This window comes from Pedococcus sp. P2_E4 (assembly GCF_056403935.1).
Map to the genome: position 1 here is coordinate 41,757 of NZ_JBFUEO010000020.1, position 18,943 is coordinate 60,699.

The 18,943-nt window shown below is 69.8% G+C and carries 17 protein-coding genes and 1 pseudogene; 7 read left to right on the forward strand and 11 right to left on the reverse strand.

Annotated features, from left to right (window positions below; all coding sequences use genetic code 11):
• Nucleotides 1-81 precede the first annotated feature (81 nt).
• Together AC1DV7_RS11085 and AC1DV7_RS11090 are read left to right on the forward strand one after the other, a co-directional pair.
• Nucleotides 82-2,307 carry an amylo-alpha-1,6-glucosidase gene (locus AC1DV7_RS11085; RefSeq protein WP_477597180.1) on the forward strand — a complete coding sequence of 742 codons (2,226 nt, stop codon included), beginning with the start codon at nt 82-84 and terminating at the stop codon, nt 2,305-2,307.
• A gap of 55 nt (nt 2,308-2,362) precedes the next feature.
• Nucleotides 2,363-3,385 (forward strand): glycosyltransferase family 4 protein, encoded by a 1,023-nt coding sequence (locus AC1DV7_RS11090; protein ID WP_477597181.1) that lies wholly within the window; start codon nt 2,363-2,365, stop codon nt 3,383-3,385.
• Nucleotides 3,386-3,524: 139 nt separating this feature from the next.
• Here AC1DV7_RS11090 and AC1DV7_RS11095 read toward each other — a convergent pair whose 3' ends face one another.
• The 7 genes from AC1DV7_RS11095 to AC1DV7_RS11125 all read right to left on the reverse strand — a co-directional run bounded on the left by AC1DV7_RS11095 (nt 3,525) and on the right by AC1DV7_RS11125 (nt 10,183).
• A complete protein-coding gene (locus AC1DV7_RS11095; protein WP_477597182.1) occupies nt 3,525-3,818 on the reverse strand; it encodes a hypothetical protein in 294 nt (97 codons plus the stop codon).
• A gap of 190 nt (nt 3,819-4,008) precedes the next feature.
• On the reverse strand, nt 4,009-4,929 hold the full coding sequence (locus AC1DV7_RS11100) for a carbohydrate ABC transporter permease (protein WP_477597183.1): 921 nt from the start codon (nt 4,927-4,929) through the stop codon (nt 4,009-4,011).
• Nucleotides 4,929-5,816 carry a carbohydrate ABC transporter permease gene (locus tag AC1DV7_RS11105; protein WP_477597184.1) on the reverse strand — a complete coding sequence of 296 codons (888 nt, stop codon included), beginning with the start codon at nt 5,814-5,816 and terminating at the stop codon, nt 4,929-4,931. Before AC1DV7_RS11105 ends, AC1DV7_RS11100 begins: the two co-directional genes overlap by 1 nt.
• A 127-nt stretch (nt 5,817-5,943) precedes the next feature.
• Entirely contained in the window at nt 5,944-7,296 is a 1,353-nt protein-coding gene (locus AC1DV7_RS11110) for an ABC transporter substrate-binding protein (protein WP_477597185.1), read from the reverse strand.
• Nucleotides 7,293-8,147, reverse strand: a complete 855-nt coding sequence (locus AC1DV7_RS11115) for a PfkB family carbohydrate kinase (RefSeq protein WP_477597186.1) — start codon at nt 8,145-8,147, stop codon at nt 7,293-7,295. The genes AC1DV7_RS11110 and AC1DV7_RS11115 overlap by 4 nt, the downstream gene beginning before the upstream one ends.
• 9 nt (nt 8,148-8,156) lie before the next feature.
• A complete protein-coding gene (locus AC1DV7_RS11120; RefSeq protein ID WP_477597187.1) occupies nt 8,157-9,182 on the reverse strand; it encodes an SIS domain-containing protein in 1,026 nt (341 codons plus the stop codon).
• A gap of 2 nt (nt 9,183-9,184) precedes the next feature.
• The gene (locus AC1DV7_RS11125) at nt 9,185-10,183 is read right to left on the reverse strand and encodes an SIS domain-containing protein (RefSeq protein ID WP_477597188.1); all 999 of its coding nucleotides are present in this window, start codon (nt 10,181-10,183) and stop codon (nt 9,185-9,187) included.
• A 294-nt stretch (nt 10,184-10,477) separates the two neighbouring features.
• On the opposite strand from AC1DV7_RS11125, the gene AC1DV7_RS11130 reads away from it, so the two are divergent.
• Nucleotides 10,478-11,569, forward strand: coding sequence for a LacI family DNA-binding transcriptional regulator (locus AC1DV7_RS11130; RefSeq protein ID WP_477597189.1), 1,092 nt, complete (start codon nt 10,478-10,480; stop codon nt 11,567-11,569).
• Here the strand turns inward: AC1DV7_RS11130 and AC1DV7_RS11135 are convergent.
• Nucleotides 11,529-13,190 (reverse strand): hypothetical protein, encoded by a 1,662-nt coding sequence (locus tag AC1DV7_RS11135; RefSeq protein ID WP_477597190.1) that lies wholly within the window; start codon nt 13,188-13,190, stop codon nt 11,529-11,531. The genes AC1DV7_RS11130 and AC1DV7_RS11135 overlap by 41 nt on opposite strands.
• Nucleotides 13,191-13,416: 226 nt before the next feature.
• Here AC1DV7_RS11135 and AC1DV7_RS11140 point away from each other — a divergent pair, with 226 nt between their 5' ends.
• The 4 genes and pseudogenes from AC1DV7_RS11140 (at nt 13,417) to AC1DV7_RS11155 (ending at nt 16,144) form a co-directional block, all read left to right on the forward strand.
• The gene (locus tag AC1DV7_RS11140; protein ID WP_477597191.1) at nt 13,417-14,934 is read left to right on the forward strand and encodes a hypothetical protein; all 1,518 of its coding nucleotides are present in this window, start codon (nt 13,417-13,419) and stop codon (nt 14,932-14,934) included.
• Nucleotides 14,935-14,957: 23 nt separating this feature from the next.
• Nucleotides 14,958-15,011 (forward strand): annotated as a pseudogene (locus AC1DV7_RS11145) (hypothetical protein); the annotation flags it as partial.
• A gap of 132 nt (nt 15,012-15,143) precedes the next feature.
• On the forward strand, nt 15,144-15,476 hold the full coding sequence (locus tag AC1DV7_RS11150; protein WP_477597192.1) for a sensor histidine kinase: 333 nt from the start codon (nt 15,144-15,146) through the stop codon (nt 15,474-15,476).
• Nucleotides 15,473-16,144 (forward strand): response regulator transcription factor, encoded by a 672-nt coding sequence (locus AC1DV7_RS11155; protein WP_477597193.1) that lies wholly within the window; start codon nt 15,473-15,475, stop codon nt 16,142-16,144. Before AC1DV7_RS11150 ends, AC1DV7_RS11155 begins: the two co-directional genes overlap by 4 nt.
• A 138-nt stretch (nt 16,145-16,282) precedes the next feature.
• On the opposite strand, the gene AC1DV7_RS11160 is transcribed toward AC1DV7_RS11155, so the two are convergent.
• The 3 genes from AC1DV7_RS11160 to AC1DV7_RS11170 all read right to left on the reverse strand — a co-directional run bounded on the left by AC1DV7_RS11160 (nt 16,283) and on the right by AC1DV7_RS11170 (nt 18,880).
• The gene (locus AC1DV7_RS11160) at nt 16,283-17,359 is read right to left on the reverse strand and encodes a YihY/virulence factor BrkB family protein (protein ID WP_477597194.1); all 1,077 of its coding nucleotides are present in this window, start codon (nt 17,357-17,359) and stop codon (nt 16,283-16,285) included.
• 141 nt (nt 17,360-17,500) lie between these two features.
• Entirely contained in the window at nt 17,501-17,848 is a 348-nt protein-coding gene (locus tag AC1DV7_RS11165) for a J domain-containing protein (RefSeq protein ID WP_477597195.1), read from the reverse strand.
• 609 nt (nt 17,849-18,457) lie between these two features.
• Entirely contained in the window at nt 18,458-18,880 is a 423-nt protein-coding gene (locus AC1DV7_RS11170; RefSeq protein WP_477597214.1) for an Hsp20/alpha crystallin family protein, read from the reverse strand.
• Nucleotides 18,881-18,943 lie beyond the last annotated feature (63 nt).

The following is an 18,943-nucleotide window of genomic DNA, read 5'->3' on the forward strand; positions in this document are numbered from 1 at the left end:
CTCCCGACGCCTTCGCCGAGGCCGCTGACGAGCTGGCGCCGGCCCATCAGGACCTCAGTCCCCCACGAACGGAAGAGAGCCATGGCAGATCTGGACATCCAACTCGGGCAGGGAGTCGACTGGACCCTCCAGGACCCCGACCCGCTGGGCACCAACACGCCGGACCTGGGTGCGACCACGACACTGAAGTCCGGTGCGCTGTTCCTGGTCACCCAGACGTCTGGGGACATGCCGGCGCAGTCGTCCCGAACAGGCCGCCACGGACTCGGCCTGTACTTCCACGACACCCGCTTCCTCGACGAGAAGCGCATGCGGCTCAACGGCCGGCCGATGACCTTGCTCTTCGAGTCCGCCGACCTCGGCGACCGATGCACCCGCGAGCTGACCAATCCCGAGCTCAAGCTCGGTGACGGCGGCGTCCTCCACAAGGAGACGATCGGGCTGCACGTCGACACCACCCTCGATGGGGAGATGAGGGAGGTGCTGACGTTCCGGAACTTCGGTCGCGAGCCCCTCCAGGTGACGTTGACCCTGGCCTACGGTTCGGGCTTCGACGACATCTTCACCGTTCGCGGGATGACGCCGGGCGAGAGGGGCCAGCTGGGTGACGCGGAGAGCGCGGGCGATGTGCTGCGCCTGGGGTACATGGGCGCAGACGATCGCCGTCGCACGACAGAGATCAGCTTCGACCCGCCTCCGGAGAGCCTGCGTGGGAACTGCGCCACGTACCGCCTGGAGCTCGCCCCGGGGGGTTCGCAGCGAGTCGAGGTGGCCATCCGGCTCGAGGACGTGCCGGCAGCGGGGACCGACGACGGCCTGGAGAGCTCGCCGGCGCGGGTGGAACGCGCAGCCGCGTCCGGCGCCGACCGGGTCGGCCTGCCTTCGGGCGAGGTGCGCCTGACGACGAGCAACGAGCTGTTCAACCGAGTCCTGCGCCGTTCGTTCCTCGACCTGGCCATGCTCGACACGCGTCAGGGCGACGACCGGTTCTTCGCCGCCGGCGTTCCTTGGTACGTGGCGCTCTTCGGCCGCGACTCGATCATCACCGCCCTGCAGACCTTGGCCTTCGCCCCAGATCTCGGCCGCGCGACGCTTGACCTCCTGGCCCGCCACCAGGGCCGCGAGCACGACCCCGATCGTGACGAGGAGCCGGGCAAGATCCTCCACGAGCTGAGGGTGGGCGAGCGGGCGCGGTTGCGGGAGGTGCCCTTCACTCCGTACTACGGCACGGTCGATGCGACGCCACTGTTCCTCGTGCTGCTGGGCGAGTACCTCCAGTGGACGGGCGACCTCGACTACTTCGACACCCTGCGACCACACGTCGATGCCGCACTGGAGTGGCTGGACCGCGACGGCGACCTCGATGGTGACGGCCTCTTCGAGTACGCGTCGCGAGCCAGCGACGGGTTGGCGAACCAGGGGTGGAAGGACTCGTACAACGCCATCGTGCATGCGGACGGCTCGTTGGCAACGCCGCCCATCGCCCTGGTCGAGGTGCAGGGGTATGCCTTCCGCGCCTTTCGGGCCGTGGCGAACGTCTGTCACGCGGCCGGCGACAAGGAACGCGCGATCCGTCTGGAGAGCCGTGCCGCGCAGCTCCAACGCCGGTTCGAGGAGTCCTTCTGGTGCCCCGAGCTCGGCAACTACGCCTTGGCCCTGTACGGCGACTCCCCCGCGAAGCAGCGGGCGGAGGTCGAGGCATCCAACCAGGGGCAGGCCCTGTGGGGAGGCATTGCCTCGACGGCCCACGCGACTGCGGTACGAGACAGCGTGATGGACCCGGAGCGGCTCAATGCGGGCTGGGGGGTCCGGACGCTGTCCAAGGCCGCTGTCGCGTACAACCCGTTCGACTACCAGACCGGGGCGATCTGGCCCCACGACAGTGCCATGGTGGCGGTGGGCCTGCGCACCTATGGCTTCGACGACGACGCGCTCGCGATCCTCACCGGCCTGTACGAGGCCGCCACCCAGTTCGACCTGTACCGACTCCCGGAGCTGTTCGCCGGTTTCGACCGGGCCACCTACGGCCGGCCGGTGCGGTACCCCGTGGCGTGCAGCCCGCAAGCCTGGGCGGCCGGAAGCCTGCCGTACCTCCTGGTTGCCGTCCTCGGCATCGTCCCTGATGCCTTTGCCCGGACGATGCAGGTCATCCGACCACGTTTGCCGGTATGGCTCGACTGGGTAGAGGTCAAGGGGTTGGCGATCGGCGCCAGCCGCGTCGACCTTCGCTTCGAACGATCTGGCGACCTGACCCTCGCGGCCGTCACCTCCAAGTCCGGCGATGTGCACGTGAAGATCGAGTACTGAGTCCGCGCTCTCCATCCCGACTCGGGCTGGCGGCCGGCGATGGAGGTAGCGCACCATGAGGATCGCCCAGATCGCCCCGCTGACCGAGCCAGTCCCACCGCAGCTGTATGGCGGGACCGAACGAGTCGTGTCCCTGCTCACCGAGGAGCTGGTCAGGCGTGGACACGAGGTGACGCTGTTCGCCAGCGGCGACTCGGAGACGGATGCGCGACTGGTGTCGGTGACCCGTGAGGCGTTGCGGCTCAGCCCCGAGGACGTCGACCCGAACCTGCACCTGATGCTCGAGCTCAGCCAGGTCTTCGAGCGCGCACACCAGTTCGATGTGATCCACAGCCACGTCGACTTCTACGCGCTGCCGTTCGCCCGGCTGGTCAAGACGCCCGTGGTGACCACGCTGCACGGGCGGCTGGACCTGGGAGGTCTTCAGGCGGTGTTCGAGCGGTTCAGCGATGCTCCCCTCGTCTCGATCAGCGACAACCAGCGAGGGCCCATTCCTGGCGCCAACTGGGCCGCGACGGTCTACAACGGCACAGATCTCGAGGAGTTCACCTTCAACGAGGCCGGTGGTGACGACTTCGTCTTCGTCGGCCGGATCTGCCCCGAGAAGAACATCGAGGGTGCCATCGCGATCGCCCGGCGCAGCGGGGTGCCGCTGCGCATCGCCGCGAAGATCGACCCGGTGGACGTCGAGTACTACGAGTCGGTGATCAAGCCCCTCATCGACGGCCAGCAGGTGGAGTACCTCGGCGAGCTCGGCGGAGCGGACAAGGACCAGCTCCTGGGTTCGGCGCGCGCCCTGCTCTTCCCGGTTGACTGGCCCGAGCCGTTCGGCTTGGCGATGACGGAGGCGATGGCCTGCGGCACGCCCGTCCTGGCCCTGCGGAGGGGCTCGGTCCCGGAGGTCGTCGAGGACGGTGTCACAGGCCTCGTCCGGGACACCGAGGACGAGCTGGTCGCTGCCGTCGACGAGGTGGTCCACCTCTCCCGGCGGGCCTGCCGCGACAGGGTCGAACGCCTCTTCAGCGTCGCGGTCATGACCGACGGCTACGAGTCCGTCTACGAGTCCCTCACCGGGTGACGGCGGCAACGACGCGACGGGCAGTGCCGGCCGCAGAGGCCCCCTCGGATGCCGAGGGGGCCTCTGCTGGCTCACGCCAGCCGGTCCGCGTGCCTCATGAGGTCGGGATCGTCAGGCGTTCCTGCGACTAGCGACGCGCTCAGGCGTCGTGGTCGTCGTTGGTGTTGCCGCGGGTGCCGGACTTGGCCAGGCCGCGCGCGACCATGTACCCGATGGTGAGGAAGGTGATGAAGCGCAGCGCCTGCTCGGCGCTGAACGGGTCGGCACCGCCGTCGCCACCGTCGCCCACGACCAGAGCCGTGAGGGCAACCGCGACCACGGCCGCGATGTAGGCCATGAGCTCGGTGGTCCTGGTGGCCGGGCGGGTCTCGGTGAGCAGCTGGCGGCGGGTGCCCCGAGCAGTGGTGACGTCGTTGTTCGTGGTGGTAGCCATGAGGACTCCTGTGTACTCCGAGTTGATCGGAGATCGAGATCGAATCCGCGCAATGGCCCTCTGTTAGACACTCGACACCTCAGAATGAGGGGGCGGCGACCAGCCTCGATGGGCGGCCACGTCATGCGGTGGTGCAACACTGTCGGACTCTCCGAGCCAAGTCAATTCGGCATCACTGCAGGTCAGGGGGCTACTTGCCGATGCCGTCCGTGAGACCCCTGAGGAACTGGCGCTGACCGATCAGGAACAGGACGATCATCGGCAACGCGGCCATGGTCAGCCCGGCGAACTGGACGGGCCAGTCGGTCAGCAGGCGGCTCTGCATGTCCATCAGCCCCACAGGCAGCGTCTTCAGGTCGCCCGTGCTGATGAAGACCAGCGCGAAAACGAACTCGTTCCAGGCAAAGAGCGCCTGCAGCAAGGCCGCGCTGACGAGGATCGGTCGACACATCGGCAGGATCACCTGCCAGAACGCCTGGGTGGGTGAGCAGCCGTCCAGCGTTGCGGCCTCGTCGACCTCCGAGGGGATGTCGATCATGTACGCCCGGATGAGGAAGGTCGTGAAGGGGATGCGGAACGCGGTGTACAGCACGATGAGCGCCCAGTAGCTGTCGTAGATGTGCAGCTGCTGCAGCAGGCCGAAGAGAGGAATGAGGGCCACCGTCGGTGCGAGCATCAGTCCCCCGAGCAGGAGTCCGAGAATGGTTCCGCCGAAGGGCACTCGCAGGCGCACCAGCCCGTACGCCGCCCAGGCGCTGAGCAGGACGGTCGTGAGGATGGAGGCCGACGTCACCAGCACGCTGTTGACGAAGTAGCGGACGACCCCAGCGCTGCCGGCCTTGCCGAAGTTCTCCCAGCGCAGCTCGCCCGGCATGCCCCACGGACTCGCGAAGACCTCCTGGTTGCTCTTGAAGCTGCTGAAGACCATCCACAACAACGGGTAGAGGACCGCGACGACGAGCACCCCGAGACCGATCCACAGGGTCAGACGCCCTGCGATGCGCGCGATGCGACGTCCCGCACCCATCTGCCAGCCGTCTGCCTTGCGGTTCGCCGGCGTGGCGACCGTGGCACTGGAAGGCTTCGCACGGGTGGGGCTGGAGGCAGACATCACCATTGGATCCTCCGTCGACGGCTCACGATGATCTGGACGGCGCCGATCGTGAGGGTGATCAGGAAGATCACCGTGGCGATGGCGGAGGCGTAGCCCATGTCGTCGTTCAGGAAGGCGTTGCGGTAGAGCCACGTGCCGAGCACCTGGCTGGAGTTCGAGGGCCCACCCGCTGTCATGACCATCACCTCGTTGAACACGAGGAAGGCTCCGGAGATGGTGAGGATGATGACGAGCGTCGTCATCTCGCGGACCATGGGCACGGTCACGGAGAAGAACCTTCGGATCGGCCCTGCGCCGTCGACCTTCGCAGCCTCGTGGAACTCCTTGGGAATCCGCTGGATCCCGACCACGAACAGGATCGCCGTGTAGCCGATGGACTGCCACTGACTCATCGCGATGATGCTGCCCATGGCCGTGCCCGGCTCCCCCAGCCACGAGTGCCGCCAGCTCTCGAGGCCCACGGCTTCGAGCAGGCGGTTCACGAGGCCGATCTGGGGGTTGTAGAGGAACGAGAACAGGATGCCCGCGACCGTGATCGAGATGACGGCGGGGATGAAGTAGATCGTGCGCAGGATGCCGCGCAGTCGCTCGTGCACGAACTCCTCGAGGAGGGCCGCCAGGACGAGCGAGAACCCGACCTGGCAGACCAGCGACACGATCGCGAAGACCGTGTTGTTGCGCAGGGCGGTCCAGAAGATCGGGTCGTGGAACGCCGTGCGGTAGTTGTCGAGGCCGACGAACGTCGGTGCCACCGAGAACGCGTTCCACGAGAACAGGCTCAGCCGCAGGTTGTCGACGATGGGGTAGTAGACGAAGACCAGCAGCAGGACCAGCGCGGGCAGGACCCAGGCCAGGGATCGCCATCGCATCAACGTGGTGCTCATGTCATGCCCTCCTCGGGTGGGCGTTGGTCGGTCGACGTTGACCGACCGTGTCGAGGTCGGACCAGGTGGTCCTCGGTCAGTGGGGCGGGCAGGTTCCATGGTCCGCCCGCCCCACCGCGGGGTGAAGTCAGCCGGCCTGCTTCTTGGCCTTGGCGGCAGCCTCCTGGACGCCGGTCAGGACGTCCTTGCTCGTCTTCGAGCCGGAGATCACGCCCTCGACACCGGAGAGGTAGGCGTTGGCCACCTCCGCGTTGGTCACCGTGTCGAGCCAGATGGCGAACTGGTTGGCCTTGCTGATGTCGGCGAGTGCGCTCTGGAGCTGCGGGAACGAGTTCTCTGCGGTCGCAGACCCCTGCACCGGGCTGAGCCAGCCGATGTCAGCCGTGAGCTTCGCGGCGTTCTGCTGGTTGGTCATGAACTTGAGGAAGTCGACAGCCAAGGCAGCGTTCTTGCTCTGGGCGTTGACCATGAACCCGTCCGGGGCACCGGTCAGGGCTCCGGCGTCACCGGCCGCGCCCTGTGGTGCGGGCAGCCGCATGAAGTCCCAGTTGTCCGCGAGCTCCTTCGGCGCACCACCCTTGGCGGTCAGCACCTGGAACTCGACCGACTCCAGGTAGTGCATGGCGGCCTTGCCGTTGAGGAAGTTCGCCTGCCCGGCCTCGTGCGAGACACCATTGGCATCCTTGCTGGAACAGTGCGTGACGATGTCCTTGAACTGGTCGACCGCCTTGACGTAGCCGGGATCCGTGAACGCACCCGTGGCCGGGTCGTAGTCCTTGGCGAGCGTGTCCGGCGCGACGTTGTAGGCGTTGAGCTGGGTGATGTAGTGGATGGCCGGCCAGCCGTACTGGTTGCCGAACGCGATGGGCGTGTAGCCCGCCGACTTCAGCTTGTCGCACGCGCCGAGCAGCTCCTCGAGGGTGGACGGGGCGCCGTTCACGCCGGCCTTGGCGAAGGCGGCCTTGTTGTAGGCCAGGTACTTCGCATCGAGGTCGATCGGCACGCCGTAGTTCTTGTCCTTGGTCTCGAAGGCCTTCAGGGCAGCCGGGGAGAACGTCTTGCCCCATTCGGTGTCGGCTCCGATGACGGAGGTCAGGTCGGCGGCGAGCCCGGCGCGGACGAACTTGTTCGCGAAGTCACCGGCCCACGAGAAGTAGATGTCGGGCAGCTGCTTGGACGCCGAGAGCACCCGGATCTTGTCCTTGTAGGGCTGATCCCCGACCTGCTCGAGCTTGATGGTGACCTTGGGGTTGGCCTGTTCGTAGGCCTTGGCCACGCTCTCGAAGTACGGCGCGTACTTGGGGTCGGCGAACTTGGTGACCATGGTGATGGTGCCCGACTTCTCGGCCGGTGAGGTGAGGCTCGGCTTGCCTCCTCCCGAGCCGCTGTCGGCCGTCCCGGGCGCGCCGCAGGCGGCCAAGGTCACCGCGGCCGCGGTGGCGAGCACGGCGAAGGATGCGCTGCGTGTGGTGTGCTTCATGACAGGTCCACTCCTTTGTGGATGGGGTTGAGCGGTGCAGTGAGCCCCTCGAGTGAGGTCTCGTACCCGAAAGCGCCGAACGTGGCGCAGGTGTGTGATGCGTATGCCGTCGCGGCGCCGAGGAGGTCCGTGAGCGGCACTTCGGCGATGAGGCCGGTGAGCAACCGGGCGATGAAGGCATCCCCGGCTCCGAGGGTGTCGACGACGTCCGTGGCTGGCGCCGGGGCGTGCACCACCAGCTCGCCCTGGACAGCCACCGCTCCCCCGGCGCCCATGGTGACCGCGACGAGGCCAGGGCCCAGGGCCTGGATGCGCCGAGCCTCGCTCAGGGCGTCGTCGACCGACGCGGAGGGCAGTGAGCGGATGGCGATGTCGACGAGTGGTGCGTACTCGGCGACGTAGTCGTCGGGACGCTCCGAGAAGTCGAAGGAGAGCCGTGACGCCGCCGCCGAGAGGTCGGCCAGCTGGTCCTCGACCATGGAGCACTCACCCGTGTGCACGACGCTCGCTGCCGCGACGGCTGCGAAGTCGGCGGACGTGAGCACGACGTTGGACACCCCCGGGTCCCCGTGGTCGAAGACCCGGTTGCCGTCGACGACCCGCACGTCCGCTGAGGCGTTCGGGCCCTCCACGACCCGCAGCATCGAGGTGTCCACCCCCTCGGCCACCAGGGCGTCGAGGACCGTGCGGCCCGCGAGATCGGTGCCCACCGCGCCGATGTATGCCGTGCCGGCGCCGCAACGACGACCGTGGACTGCCACGTTGACGGCGTTTCCTCCGGGGTAGAGCACCCCCCGTTCGAGGTACCGGTCGACGACGTTGTCGCCGACGGTGAGCAGGGTGACGTTCATGGGGTGTCCTCAGTACGCCATACGGCGGTAGTAGCGGCGGGTCGTCAACGGGTGGTCGCGCATCACCTCGAGGTGGGCGCTCACCCGCTCGAGCAGGGCAGCCAGGATCACTGGGGACACGAGTGCACGGGTGGCCCGCGAGATCCCGGGCAGCTCCACGTCGGCGGCGTCGAGCACCAGCAGCTTGTCGGTGAGTCCGGACGTGAAGCGCTCCACCCGGTCCGCAAGGGGTCGGGTCGGGTCCTCTCCCTTGAGGAGCAGGACRCTCACGTCCGGCTCGACCAGCTCGAGGGTGCCGTGGAAGAAGTCGGAGGCGTGGACCGGACGGGTCCGGATCCACTGCATCTCCTCGAGGATGCACATGCCGTAGTAGAAGGCCTGCGGCCAGGTGCTGCCCGACCCGGTGACGATGTGCCACTGGTCGGCCGCGATCGCCTCCGCGAGCTCGTGCGCTCGCGGCTCGAAGGCAGCCTTGGCGTCGAGCAGGAGCTGCGGTAGCCGCTTCAGCTCGGCGACGACCGTGGCGTGGTCCTCCAGCGTGTCGGTGCGCGCCATGATCGACAGCGCGAGCAGCAGCGACTGCAGGTAGAACGACTCGCAGGACGTGTCGTCCTCGGCGAAGTTCACCAGGGCGGTGTCGGCCTTGGCGCCCAGAGGGGTGTCCGCGTGGCCGGTGAGGACGAGCACCCGAGCGCCGCTCGCCTTGACGTGGTCGAGGGCGGCGATGCTCTCGGCCGTCGTGCCGGACAACGAGGGGATCACGACGAGGGTGTCACGACCCACGAGGGCCGAGCCGGTCTCGACCAGCTCGGCTGGCAGCACGACATCGGCGCGGAACGTCGAGTGGTCGCGCAGCAGGACGGCCGCGGGCTGCATGAGGATGCCCGCCCCGCCGGCCCCGGCGAAGACCACGTTGGTCACGCCGGAGCCGAGGGCGTCAGCCACTGCGGCGTCGATCTGGTCGGCCAGGCCAACCGCACCCGACTGGATGCGCAGGTAGCGCGCCGGGTCGAAGTTGAGCAGCTGAGAAGTCATGCTCAGTACTCGACCTTGAACATGTAGCGACGCGTCTCGAGGTCGTGACCGCGGACCGACTCGTAGTGCTGCGCGAGCCGGTTGGCCAGCGCCCCCACGACGATCGGCGAGATCTCGCCCCGGACGGACTCGGGGATGCCGGGCAGCTCGAGGTCGCGCACGTCGACGTACTGCGCCTTCTTGCAGTACTTGTCGAGGAACGCCCTGGCGCGCTCACCCATCGGCCGCGAGGCGTCGTCACCCACCCACAGCAGGACGGCCGTGTCGTCGTCGACCATCTCGAACGCGCCCTGGAAGAACTCACCGGAGTTGAAGGCCGCCGCGTGCTTCCACTGCATCTCCTGCAGGAAGCACATGGCCAGTCCGTAGGCCCACCCGTAGCTGGGGCCGGAACCAAGGACGTAGGTGATGGGCTCGTCCTTGAACGCCTCGGCGATGTCGGCCAGCTGCGGCTCGGCCTGCTCGACCGCGTGCCGCACGGCGGCAGGCAGGGCTGCCAGGGCCTGGTCCACGGCGTCGGCGTCGCGCTCGGCGCCAGTGGCGGCAAGCAGCTCGAAGGCGACGACGAGCTCGAACAGGTCGCTCTTGCCCGTGAAGGCCACGTCAGCCGCCTCGGCGAGCGGGCTGCCAGGCTTCGCGGCGGCGATGACCGTCGCGCCCGTGGCCTTGGCGGTCCTGGCGGCGGCCACCGTCTCCTTGGTCGTGCCCGTGTAGGAGGCAAGCACCACGAGCGAGCCCGGGCCCATGATCGCCGGGACCGACGTGTTGAGCTCGTCGCTCTGCAGCTGGAAGGCCGGGAACGACGCCTTCTGCTGGAGCAGGTAGTGGGCCGGGTAGCTGCAGATGATCGAGCCGCCCGCGCCGACGAAGTACACGTTGCGCAGCCCACGGTCGACGACGTCGCGCACCACGGTCGCGATCGCATCGCGCTCCGCGACGGTGGCCGTCAGCTTGTCGACGGTGTCGGCGTCGATCGGCTTGAGGGGAAGGGTTTCGGTCATCGGTGCTCCTGGTTCCAATCCGCGAGTGAATCGCTTTTGATAACGTTCTCAACCTGACGAGTGAGAACGTTCTCAACACATCCGTCGCCATGTCAAGGGGGTGTCCGAAAATTTCGTCCCCACCGGTCGGGGCGAGCCGATCGAGCACCGGCTAGGGTCGGGCCGAGAACTCGCCTGCGGAGGACGGCACCGGGGTCACCTGTGGCCAGGGGCGGGTCAGAGGCGGTCCCGCACCCAGCACCACCGGGGCCGTTGCCAAAACCGTTGTCACCACATGAGTTTCGAGGGAGTGCCGTGAGCAGGAGCGCCGAGCCGCGCGGCATCGCGACGGTCGACGACGTCGCGCGTGCAGCGGGCGTGTCCACCGCCACTGCGGCCAGGGCGCTGGGTGGCTACGGCTCGGTGCGAGAGAGCACGCGCGAGCGAGTGCTGGCGGCCGCGGAGCAGCTCGGCTATCGCGCCAACAGCCTGGCTCGCAGCATGATCACCGGTTCGACGCGCACCCTCGGCGTCGTCATGTCCGACATCGAGAACCCGTTCTTCCGGCGCTCCCTGCGCGGCATCGCCGACACCGCGCGGGCACAGGGGTTCGAGGTGCTCCTGGCCAACACCGACGAAGAGCTCGACAAGGAGGAGACCGCGGTCAGGGTGATGACCGAGCGACGGGTCGACGGGCTGGTCGTGTGCCCGGCGGACGGCGGCGACAGGTCCCACCTGGGCGAAGTCATCGCCGCCGGCATCCCCGTGGTCCTCCTGGACCGGAGCGTGGCTGGCCTGCACGCCGACACCGTCGGCATCGACAACCGCAAGGCTGCCCGGGCTGCCACCGAGCACTTGCTGTCCCATGGCCACCGGGACATCGCGATCGTGACGGGTGGGACGCACGCGATGCTGGAGCGAATGCTGCGTCCCGACATGAAGGGCGTGGAGCGGGCTTCGGCCACCACGGTCGGCGCCCGTGCGGCTGGCTTCCGGGACGCCATGACCGCGGCGGGCCTCACGATCCGACCGGAGCTGATCTCCTCCGGCGGCTACCGACGCGAGGACGGGGAGGCCGAGACGGCCAGGTTGTTGGCCTTGGACGACCCTCCGACAGCGATCCTCACCTTCGACGCCATGCAGTCCCTGGGTGCGTTCCACGCCATCGCGCGGGCGGGGGTTCGTTGCCCCGAGGACGTGTCGCTGCTGGGCTTCGACGACACCGAGTGGGCCGACCTGGTGAGCCCGGCGCTGACCGTCATCGCCCAGCCGACGTACGAGATCGGGGTGGCGGCCTGCCGGTTGCTGCTGTCACGCATCGAGGGAGCAGGAGGCGCGGTGGCGCATCGCCGGTTGCCGACCAAGCTCATCGAGCGCGCGTCCGTCGGGCCTCGGCCGTCGCCCTGACCGACACCGCCGAGACCAGGCCGACCGACGCCGGCCTCGGCCCTGAGACGCCGTCAGTGGTGTCCACGGCCGTGGGCGTGCTGGGGACTCCGGCGCCGCACGACGCATCGAGCCACGCCTGCATCTGCGGCGACGGTGGCGGCAGCGCAGTGACCGGTTCACGCGCACCCAGGGGCCGAATTCCCTTGAGCAGCCGATGGGCTCGCGGTGCTCCGATGTCGTCGGCCTCGCGGTCGTCGTAGTCCACGAGCGTGACGACCTCGCGCCCCGTGAACAGGGTGAGCTCCTCGGAGACCATCCCGGCCGGCACCCCGAGCAGGGTCTCCTGGCCACAGACCGGCGTCGCCCACTGCGGGTCCCAGGCCCGCGTCGACAGGTCCACGGGTGACGTGCAGCCGCCCTCACCGAACAGCGGTGGAGCAGGGCACGGGCCGTACCAGGCGCTGACGTAGTAGGGCTCCCCGGGCGGGCCGGGGATCAGGTCGAAGAGGTCGTAGTCCCCTGCGGTCTCGCCCAGCCAGTAGAACGGATGCCCGGCCTGTTCCGCGAGGCTGACGGCCGCGGCCCGTCGAGCCTCCCCCACGTGCCCGGCCGACGGGAGGCCGAGCGACCCACAGCCGGAGACCAACGTGACCAACACCGAGAGGGCCACCGTGCCGGTGAGCAGGTGCAGCGCGCGATGGCCGATCGCTGCGCCGACCTCCCGGGCGAGGGACCGCGTCTCGGACACCTGGAACGCGTGGTGCACGGTGTGCCTCACCACCCCGGCGACGAGCGCCAGGATCGCCGAGACCACGACCACCGGGCCGAGGGCGGCGGCCGAAGGTGCGCGGTGCAGGAGCTCTGCGGCGACGACGCCGGCGAGGGCGAGCCAGACCAGTGCATGCGCCGAGCCTGCGAGTGTCCGCACGGCCGAAGGGACGACCACCCTCGAGCGACCGTCGAACTTGCCCGGTGCCCGGTCACCGGTGAAGAACGTCTTCCAGGTCTCGATGGAGGCGACCGCTGCCCCACCGGCCGCGAGCCCCAGCACCAGCACGTCATCAGTCCGCGGGGACAACACGACCGCCCACGCCGTCGCGATCGCCGGGCTGCGCAGGAACTTCCAGCCGCTGAAACCCTCGATCGGGGCGTCCTTCCATGCCCCGCCGACGGCCGTCGCCCACCCCGCGCCCCCGCCACACGCGGCAACCAGCAACCACCACGGGACGACGCCCGAGGACTGCCCCAGCCGCACCGCCAGCCCGGCGCCGACGATCGCTGCGAGCAGGAGCCCGCCCGCGGCATACCGGAGACCACGATGGTCGACTGTCCGCCCACGGATGCCGAGGCGCATGGGGATGGTGAACGCGCTCTGGTCGTCCTCGCGCACGATCGCCTTCCAACCCTCGGTCGCCAGCCTCTCGAGGGCATAGACGACCAGTGCCACGAGCACCAGGTCGCCGCCAGCCGCCAGGGGCGTGAGACCGACGACCGCGACCGCGATCAGGGCCGCCAGTACCACGCTGCGGACCCCGCTCGTCCAGCGAAACCCCTCGAACGGGGAGTCCTTGTAGGCGCCCCACGACGCCGCGTGAACGCCCGCCAGTCCCCCGACCGCTGCCCAGCCGATGATCGACATGACCTCCGCCTCTCGATTTCGTTGGCCTGCAATGGTTGCCGGCTCGTGGTCCAGAGTTCCGTCGCCCCGTCGATCGGGCAGCGGGCGCGGGACACCACCGGCCGGGGATCTCTACCCGGGGCGACCGGACGGCGTCCCGGCGCCGTCGGGCAACGTTCCCGGTCGATCCGGGACGACCGACCTGCAGACACGGCCACCCCGCCGGGCGGACACTGAGGCGGAGGTGATGGCCGTGGTCGCAAGCAGCGGAGTGGTGCGGCACCTCGGTCTGCCCGGGAAGGCACACTCCGAGCCACCCGGCGTGGGTCCGCGACGGCTGCGTCCCTGGGCCGTCATCACGACCCGAGTCCTGGCCGTGACCGCCGCCCTGCTCACGGCTGCCGCTGTGGCGCTCGCGCTCGCCTTGCGGGACGACCCCGGCAACGCGCACACCCACGTCGCCGTCGTGCCCGCACTCCTCCTGGTCGTCGGAACGGGCGTGCTGGTCGCGTGGTCCAAGCCCCGCAACGCGATCGGATGGCTGCTCCTGGCCGTCGCGACCCTTCAGGCCATCTCCATCGGCGCGGGGGCCTACGCCGCCGTGTACGCGTCACCCATCGGAGCCGGGTGGCCTGCCGCGGACCTCGTGGGGTGGGTGGCGGACTGGACCTGGCTGCCGTCGGTGTACCTTCCGCTGGCTGTCCTTCCGGTCGTCTACCCGCTCGGCCATCCCACCTCGTGGCGCTGGACCGCGGTGGCCGTTGCGGGCACCGCCGGTTCGGTCCTGGTGGCGCTGCGCCTCGCGCTCGGCGAGGCGGATGCGCCGGCGCGTGCAGGGCTCTGGCACGCGCCCGACTGGCTCGTCACGGCGCTCGGGACCTCCGGGTCGGTACTACTCGGCGGCACCATCGCCCTGATCGTCCCGGCCATCGCGCTGCGCACCCTCAGGGCTCGCTCCCCCGAGCGACAGCAGCTCCTGCTGCTGCTCGCTGCCGTCGCCGTCGCGCTGCTGGGCCTGGTGTCGCGCCCGGCGGAGCCCATCGCCGCCGTCGCCCTCAGCCTCCCCGCAGTGGCGGTCTGCCTGGGGATCCTGCGGTACCACGTGGCCGGCCTGACCTCCCCCCTGCGCGGGATCCTCTACGTCACCGTCCTCACGGGCCTCGTCGTGGCGATCACCGCGGGGGTCAGCGCCGTCGCTGCAACGCTCGGGCTCGACCAGCCGCTACCCCTGCTCGCGTCGGCGACGGCAGTGGCCCTGCTCATCGGACCGCTGTCGTCGTGGCTGCGCCGGCAGGTCGACCGGCTGCTGCTCGGCGCCCCCGTCGACCCGATCATCGACCTCGAGCGCCACCCGCGGATCGAGCGTGGTGACCGGCACGACCCACTGCAGAGCGTCGTCGTCGGGCTCGTCGAGGCGATCGGCGTGCGCTACGCCGCGGTCATCGACGAGGCCGGCCGCACCCTGGCCTCCACCGGTGAGCTGGACGACCCCGACGACCGCTCGACCGCGGTCGAACGGGTCCGCCTGCGCTCGGGCCGCAACGACCTGGGCRTCCTCGTGATGTCCAGCCTGAAGGACCTCGGCGGCCGGCGCATCGTCGCTGCCCTGACCGTCCACATCGCCGCCGTCCTGCGAGCCCAGCAGCTCGCCGCCGACGTCCAGGCCGAACGCACCCGCGCGGTGGCCGCCGAGATGAGCGAGCGGGAGCGGGTCCGCCAGGACCTGCACGATGGCCTCGCCCTTCCCTGTCAGGGATCTCCCTGAGCCTGCAGGCTGCCGAGACGGCCCTGGCCCGCGACCCGGAGGCGGCTCGAGCGCTGGTCCGGCGAGCCCGCGACGAGACCGACCTCGCCGGTGCCGAGGTCCGGCGGGTCCTCGACCGGCTCGGCCCGGCGGCGCTCGACCACGCAGACCTGGCGGACGCGCTGCGCGATGCCGCCCACCGCCTCGGCTTCGACGGCGACGGCACGCCGGTGCTCCACCTCGACACGCGGCTCAACCGCACCCTCCCGCCCCGGGTGGAGGAGACGGCATACCGGATCGCCCACGAAGCCCTGACCAACGTCATCCGGCACGCCGGCGCCACAACCTGCACCCTCACGGTCCGTGACCACGGTGACCACCTCGAGCTGTGCATCAGCGACGACGGTCGGGGCGTGCCGGAGGTTGCCGGTGACGGGGTGGGGCTGTCGAGCATGCGCATGCGCGCGGCGCACGCGGGCGGCACCGTCGACATCAGGGCTGCCGCCGCCCCTGACCACGGGACACGGGTCAACGTGTCACTGCCGCTGGAGGCGACCACGTGACCCGCGTCGTGATAGCCGACGACCACCCCATGTTCCTGTTCGGCCTGCGAGCGGTGCTCGACCAGGCGGACGGGATCGAGGTGGTCGCCGAGGCCACCGACGGTGAGGCGCTCGTGGCCTTGGTCGCCGACCACGGACCCGACGTGGTCCTGACCGACCTCGGTATGCCGGGACTGGACGGCATCGGGGTCCTCGGAGCCCTGGCCGCGCGCGGTCTCGCCATCCCCGTCGTCGCACTGACCATGCACGCCGACGACGCGCACGTGCGTGCAGCCCTGCGCAGCGGGGCCCGCGGGTACCTGCTCAAAGGGGCCAGTGCAGAGGCCATCACCGCCGCGGTCCACGCCGCCGCCAGCGGCCAGAGCGCGTTCGACGAGTCGGTGGGCAGGCGCCTCGCGGCTGCCTTCGCGGGGGACGCGGCGACCGAGGCCGTCGTCTTCCCCGGCCTGACCGCTCGCGAGGTCGATGTGCTGAGGCTCATCGCCGACGGGTGCGCCAACCACGAGATCGCGCGCCGGCTGCACCTCGCCGAGAAGACGGTCCGCAACATCACCTCGAGCGTGCTGCTCAAGCTCGGGGTCCCGGACCGCACGTCTGCGGCGATCCGCGCCCGCGAGGCCGGCCTGGGCACCGAAGGGCTGGGGACGGCCGCAGGACCCGGAAGCTGACGCCTCCGCCCGGCCCCAGGATGCAGTCGCGGACGACGACGGCCGCAGCGGCACCCGCGCTGCGCCCCTGACAGGGAGTCCCGACCGGCCCACCGGTCGGGGCTCTCACCACACTCGGCGACGGAGCCTCGACCAGGGTCAGTCGACGCCGTCCTGCCGGCTGCCCCGGGTGGTGCGCAGCCGTCGGCCGCGCTCGACGTCCTCGGCCCTCTTCGCGTCGGCCTTGTCCGTGCCGCGCGTGTCACGCGCCGGAAGCTGCAGCTCCTCCTCCGCGGGGAGTCCGGACTGGAGCTCCCGTGCGCGTTCGAGCTCGGCGTCGAGCTCCGCTCCGAACAGCAGCGCCAGGTTGGTGATCCACAGCCACAGCAGGAACACGACGACGCCGGCCAGGGCGCCATACGTCTTGTCGTAGCTGGAGAAGGTGCTGACGTAGAAGCCGAAGGCCACCGACGCGAGGATCCAGACCACGATCGCCACGACCGCACCGACACTCACCCAGCGGAAACGCGGCTGCTTCACGTTGGGGGTGACGTAGTAGAGGATCGCCACGACGAACGCGACGACGAGGAGGATCACGGGCCACTTGGCGATGTTCCAGACCAGCAGGCCAGTCGAACCCAGCCCGATGGCGTCACCCACCGCCTGTGCCGCCGGGCCTGTGAGCACCAACGCCATCGCCACCAGGGCGACCAGGATGACTGCGACCAGGGTCACCGCCAGCATGACGGGGCGCAGCTTCCAGAACGGCCGTCCTTCACGGATCTCGTAGATCCGGTTCATGGCCCGCCCGAAGGAGCCGACGTATCCGGAGGCGGACCACAGCGCGGTCGCGAGGCCCACGACGAAGGCGATCCCGGCTGCCCCTTGCCGCCCGGCGAGCGACGTCAACGTGGGTGCGAGCGTGTCCACGGCCGAACCAGCTCCGACGTCCCGCAGGATCCCCAGCAGGGTGTCCACGGTCTGCTGGGGCTGGCCGAACAGTCCGACCAGCGACAGGAGCGCGATGACGGCGGGGAACAGCGCGAGCACGGCGTAGTAGGTCAGGGCCGCCGCGAGGTCCGTGCACTGGTCCCTGCTGAACTCCCGCACGGTCTTGCGCGCGATGTACCTCCACGACTCGCGGCTGATCTGTGTCGGTGAGTCGGGCGTGGCCGCGTCCGGGTCGCCGGCGGTGGCCTCGGCTTCATTCGGCTTGCTCGAGAGGTTGGGGGACATCGCGTTCCTGGGGGCCATACAACCCCTATGCCCCGCCGCGACGAGATCAATCGCGAGCCGTCTGCGAACGCGTCGGTCCGTGGGCGTGCACGCCTGGTCCCGCGGCTCAGCGAACGTGGGCGCCCTTGGGTGCGGGGCGGACTAGGGCCGAGAACCGTGCCACAGCACTGGACCGGCCTGGATGGGCGGCTCGTCAGGTGCCGTGCGTCGGAAGGGCGTCCCAGGGCGAGTCCGGGTCGGGATGGCGGTCGTGTGCGGGGCGACGTGGTCGTGGCTTGCCCTGCGGGCCGGGTCTCCCAGGATCGCGTATGCGGCGATGACCTGCTGGAGTGTCCTGTCGGAGGCCGCACTGGCGGCGGGGTCGCCCAAGGGGCGGGTGTCGGGGTGGTTCTGGCGCAACAGCGCGCGGTAGGCGCGCCGGATCTGGCCTTGGGTCGCGTTCGGGGTCAGACCCAGGGCGCCGTACGGGTCGGTGCGGTCAACGGTCATGGCTACGCCGAAAGGCGTTCTCTTGGAAGGGTCTTGGCGCTTGCGTGCCGGCTGGCGTCCCCCTCGGGTGGTCGGTCCCCCCGTGGGTGAGGGTCGAGGGGCCTCACCTGGGCCGCGACGAGGTACGCCGTCAAGGCGTGGGCGTCGCGCAGCCTGCGTCAGGCGCGATGGCTCGAACGCGGCCCAGGCGAGAGTCTGTTCATATGGTGCTGCTGCATCCTCTGTGTCGGGCGGTCACCTACCTTCGTCCGTCCTTGTCGTTCCGTCTCGGATCGTGATCCCGAGTGGGCCGCGGGGGCGAGCGTTGACGGCTCCACCCGTCGGCACCGGGGTGGTGTGGGCGACGCGGGGACGCCTGTCCGCCGCGGGGCAGCCGATGGCGGCGCGGTCCAGGGCCGGGTCGAGGCGACGCGGCCGGCGGGTCGGGTGGGGGGACGCTGCTCGACCACTCTTGGGCGATGATCGCGTCGAACTCCGCCCGGAGCAGGTCCTCGTCCGCGCAGATCAGGTCGAGGAAGTCCTCGCCCGCACCCTGCACGACGCTGGCTTGGCCAGCAGAGGCGTCGGCCTGGACAGTTGCGACGGCGAGCATGAGCCTCACCACCCAGGTCAGGCGGAGATGGCCTGCTGGCCTTCGTGCCGGCTGCTGATCTCGATCTTGCGCGGCTTGGCCTGCTCGGCGACCGGGATCTTCAACGTGAGCACTCCAGCGTCGTAGCTGGCCTCGATGCGCTCGGTGTCCACGTTGTCTCCGAGCACGAGCTGGCGGCTGAAAACCCCGCGGGGGCGTTCTGCGGCAAGCAGCTCCGCGTCGCTGGCCCGGTCCGGCCGTTCAGCCTTGACGGTCACCACGTTGCGTTCCACGTCGATGTCGATCGAGTCCTGGTTGACACCAGGCAGGTCGAACTCGACATGGAAGACGTCTCCGTCGCGCCAGGCGTCCATCGGCATCGCCGAGGGCCGGGCGAGCGTGCCGAATGCCTGTTGCGTCAGTCGGTCCAGCTCACGGAATGGGTCGGTGCGCATCAGCATCGTCTTCACCTCCGTCGTCTCGTCCTGATGCTCCCTGGCGTCGCCACAGCCGTCGCGGATCTG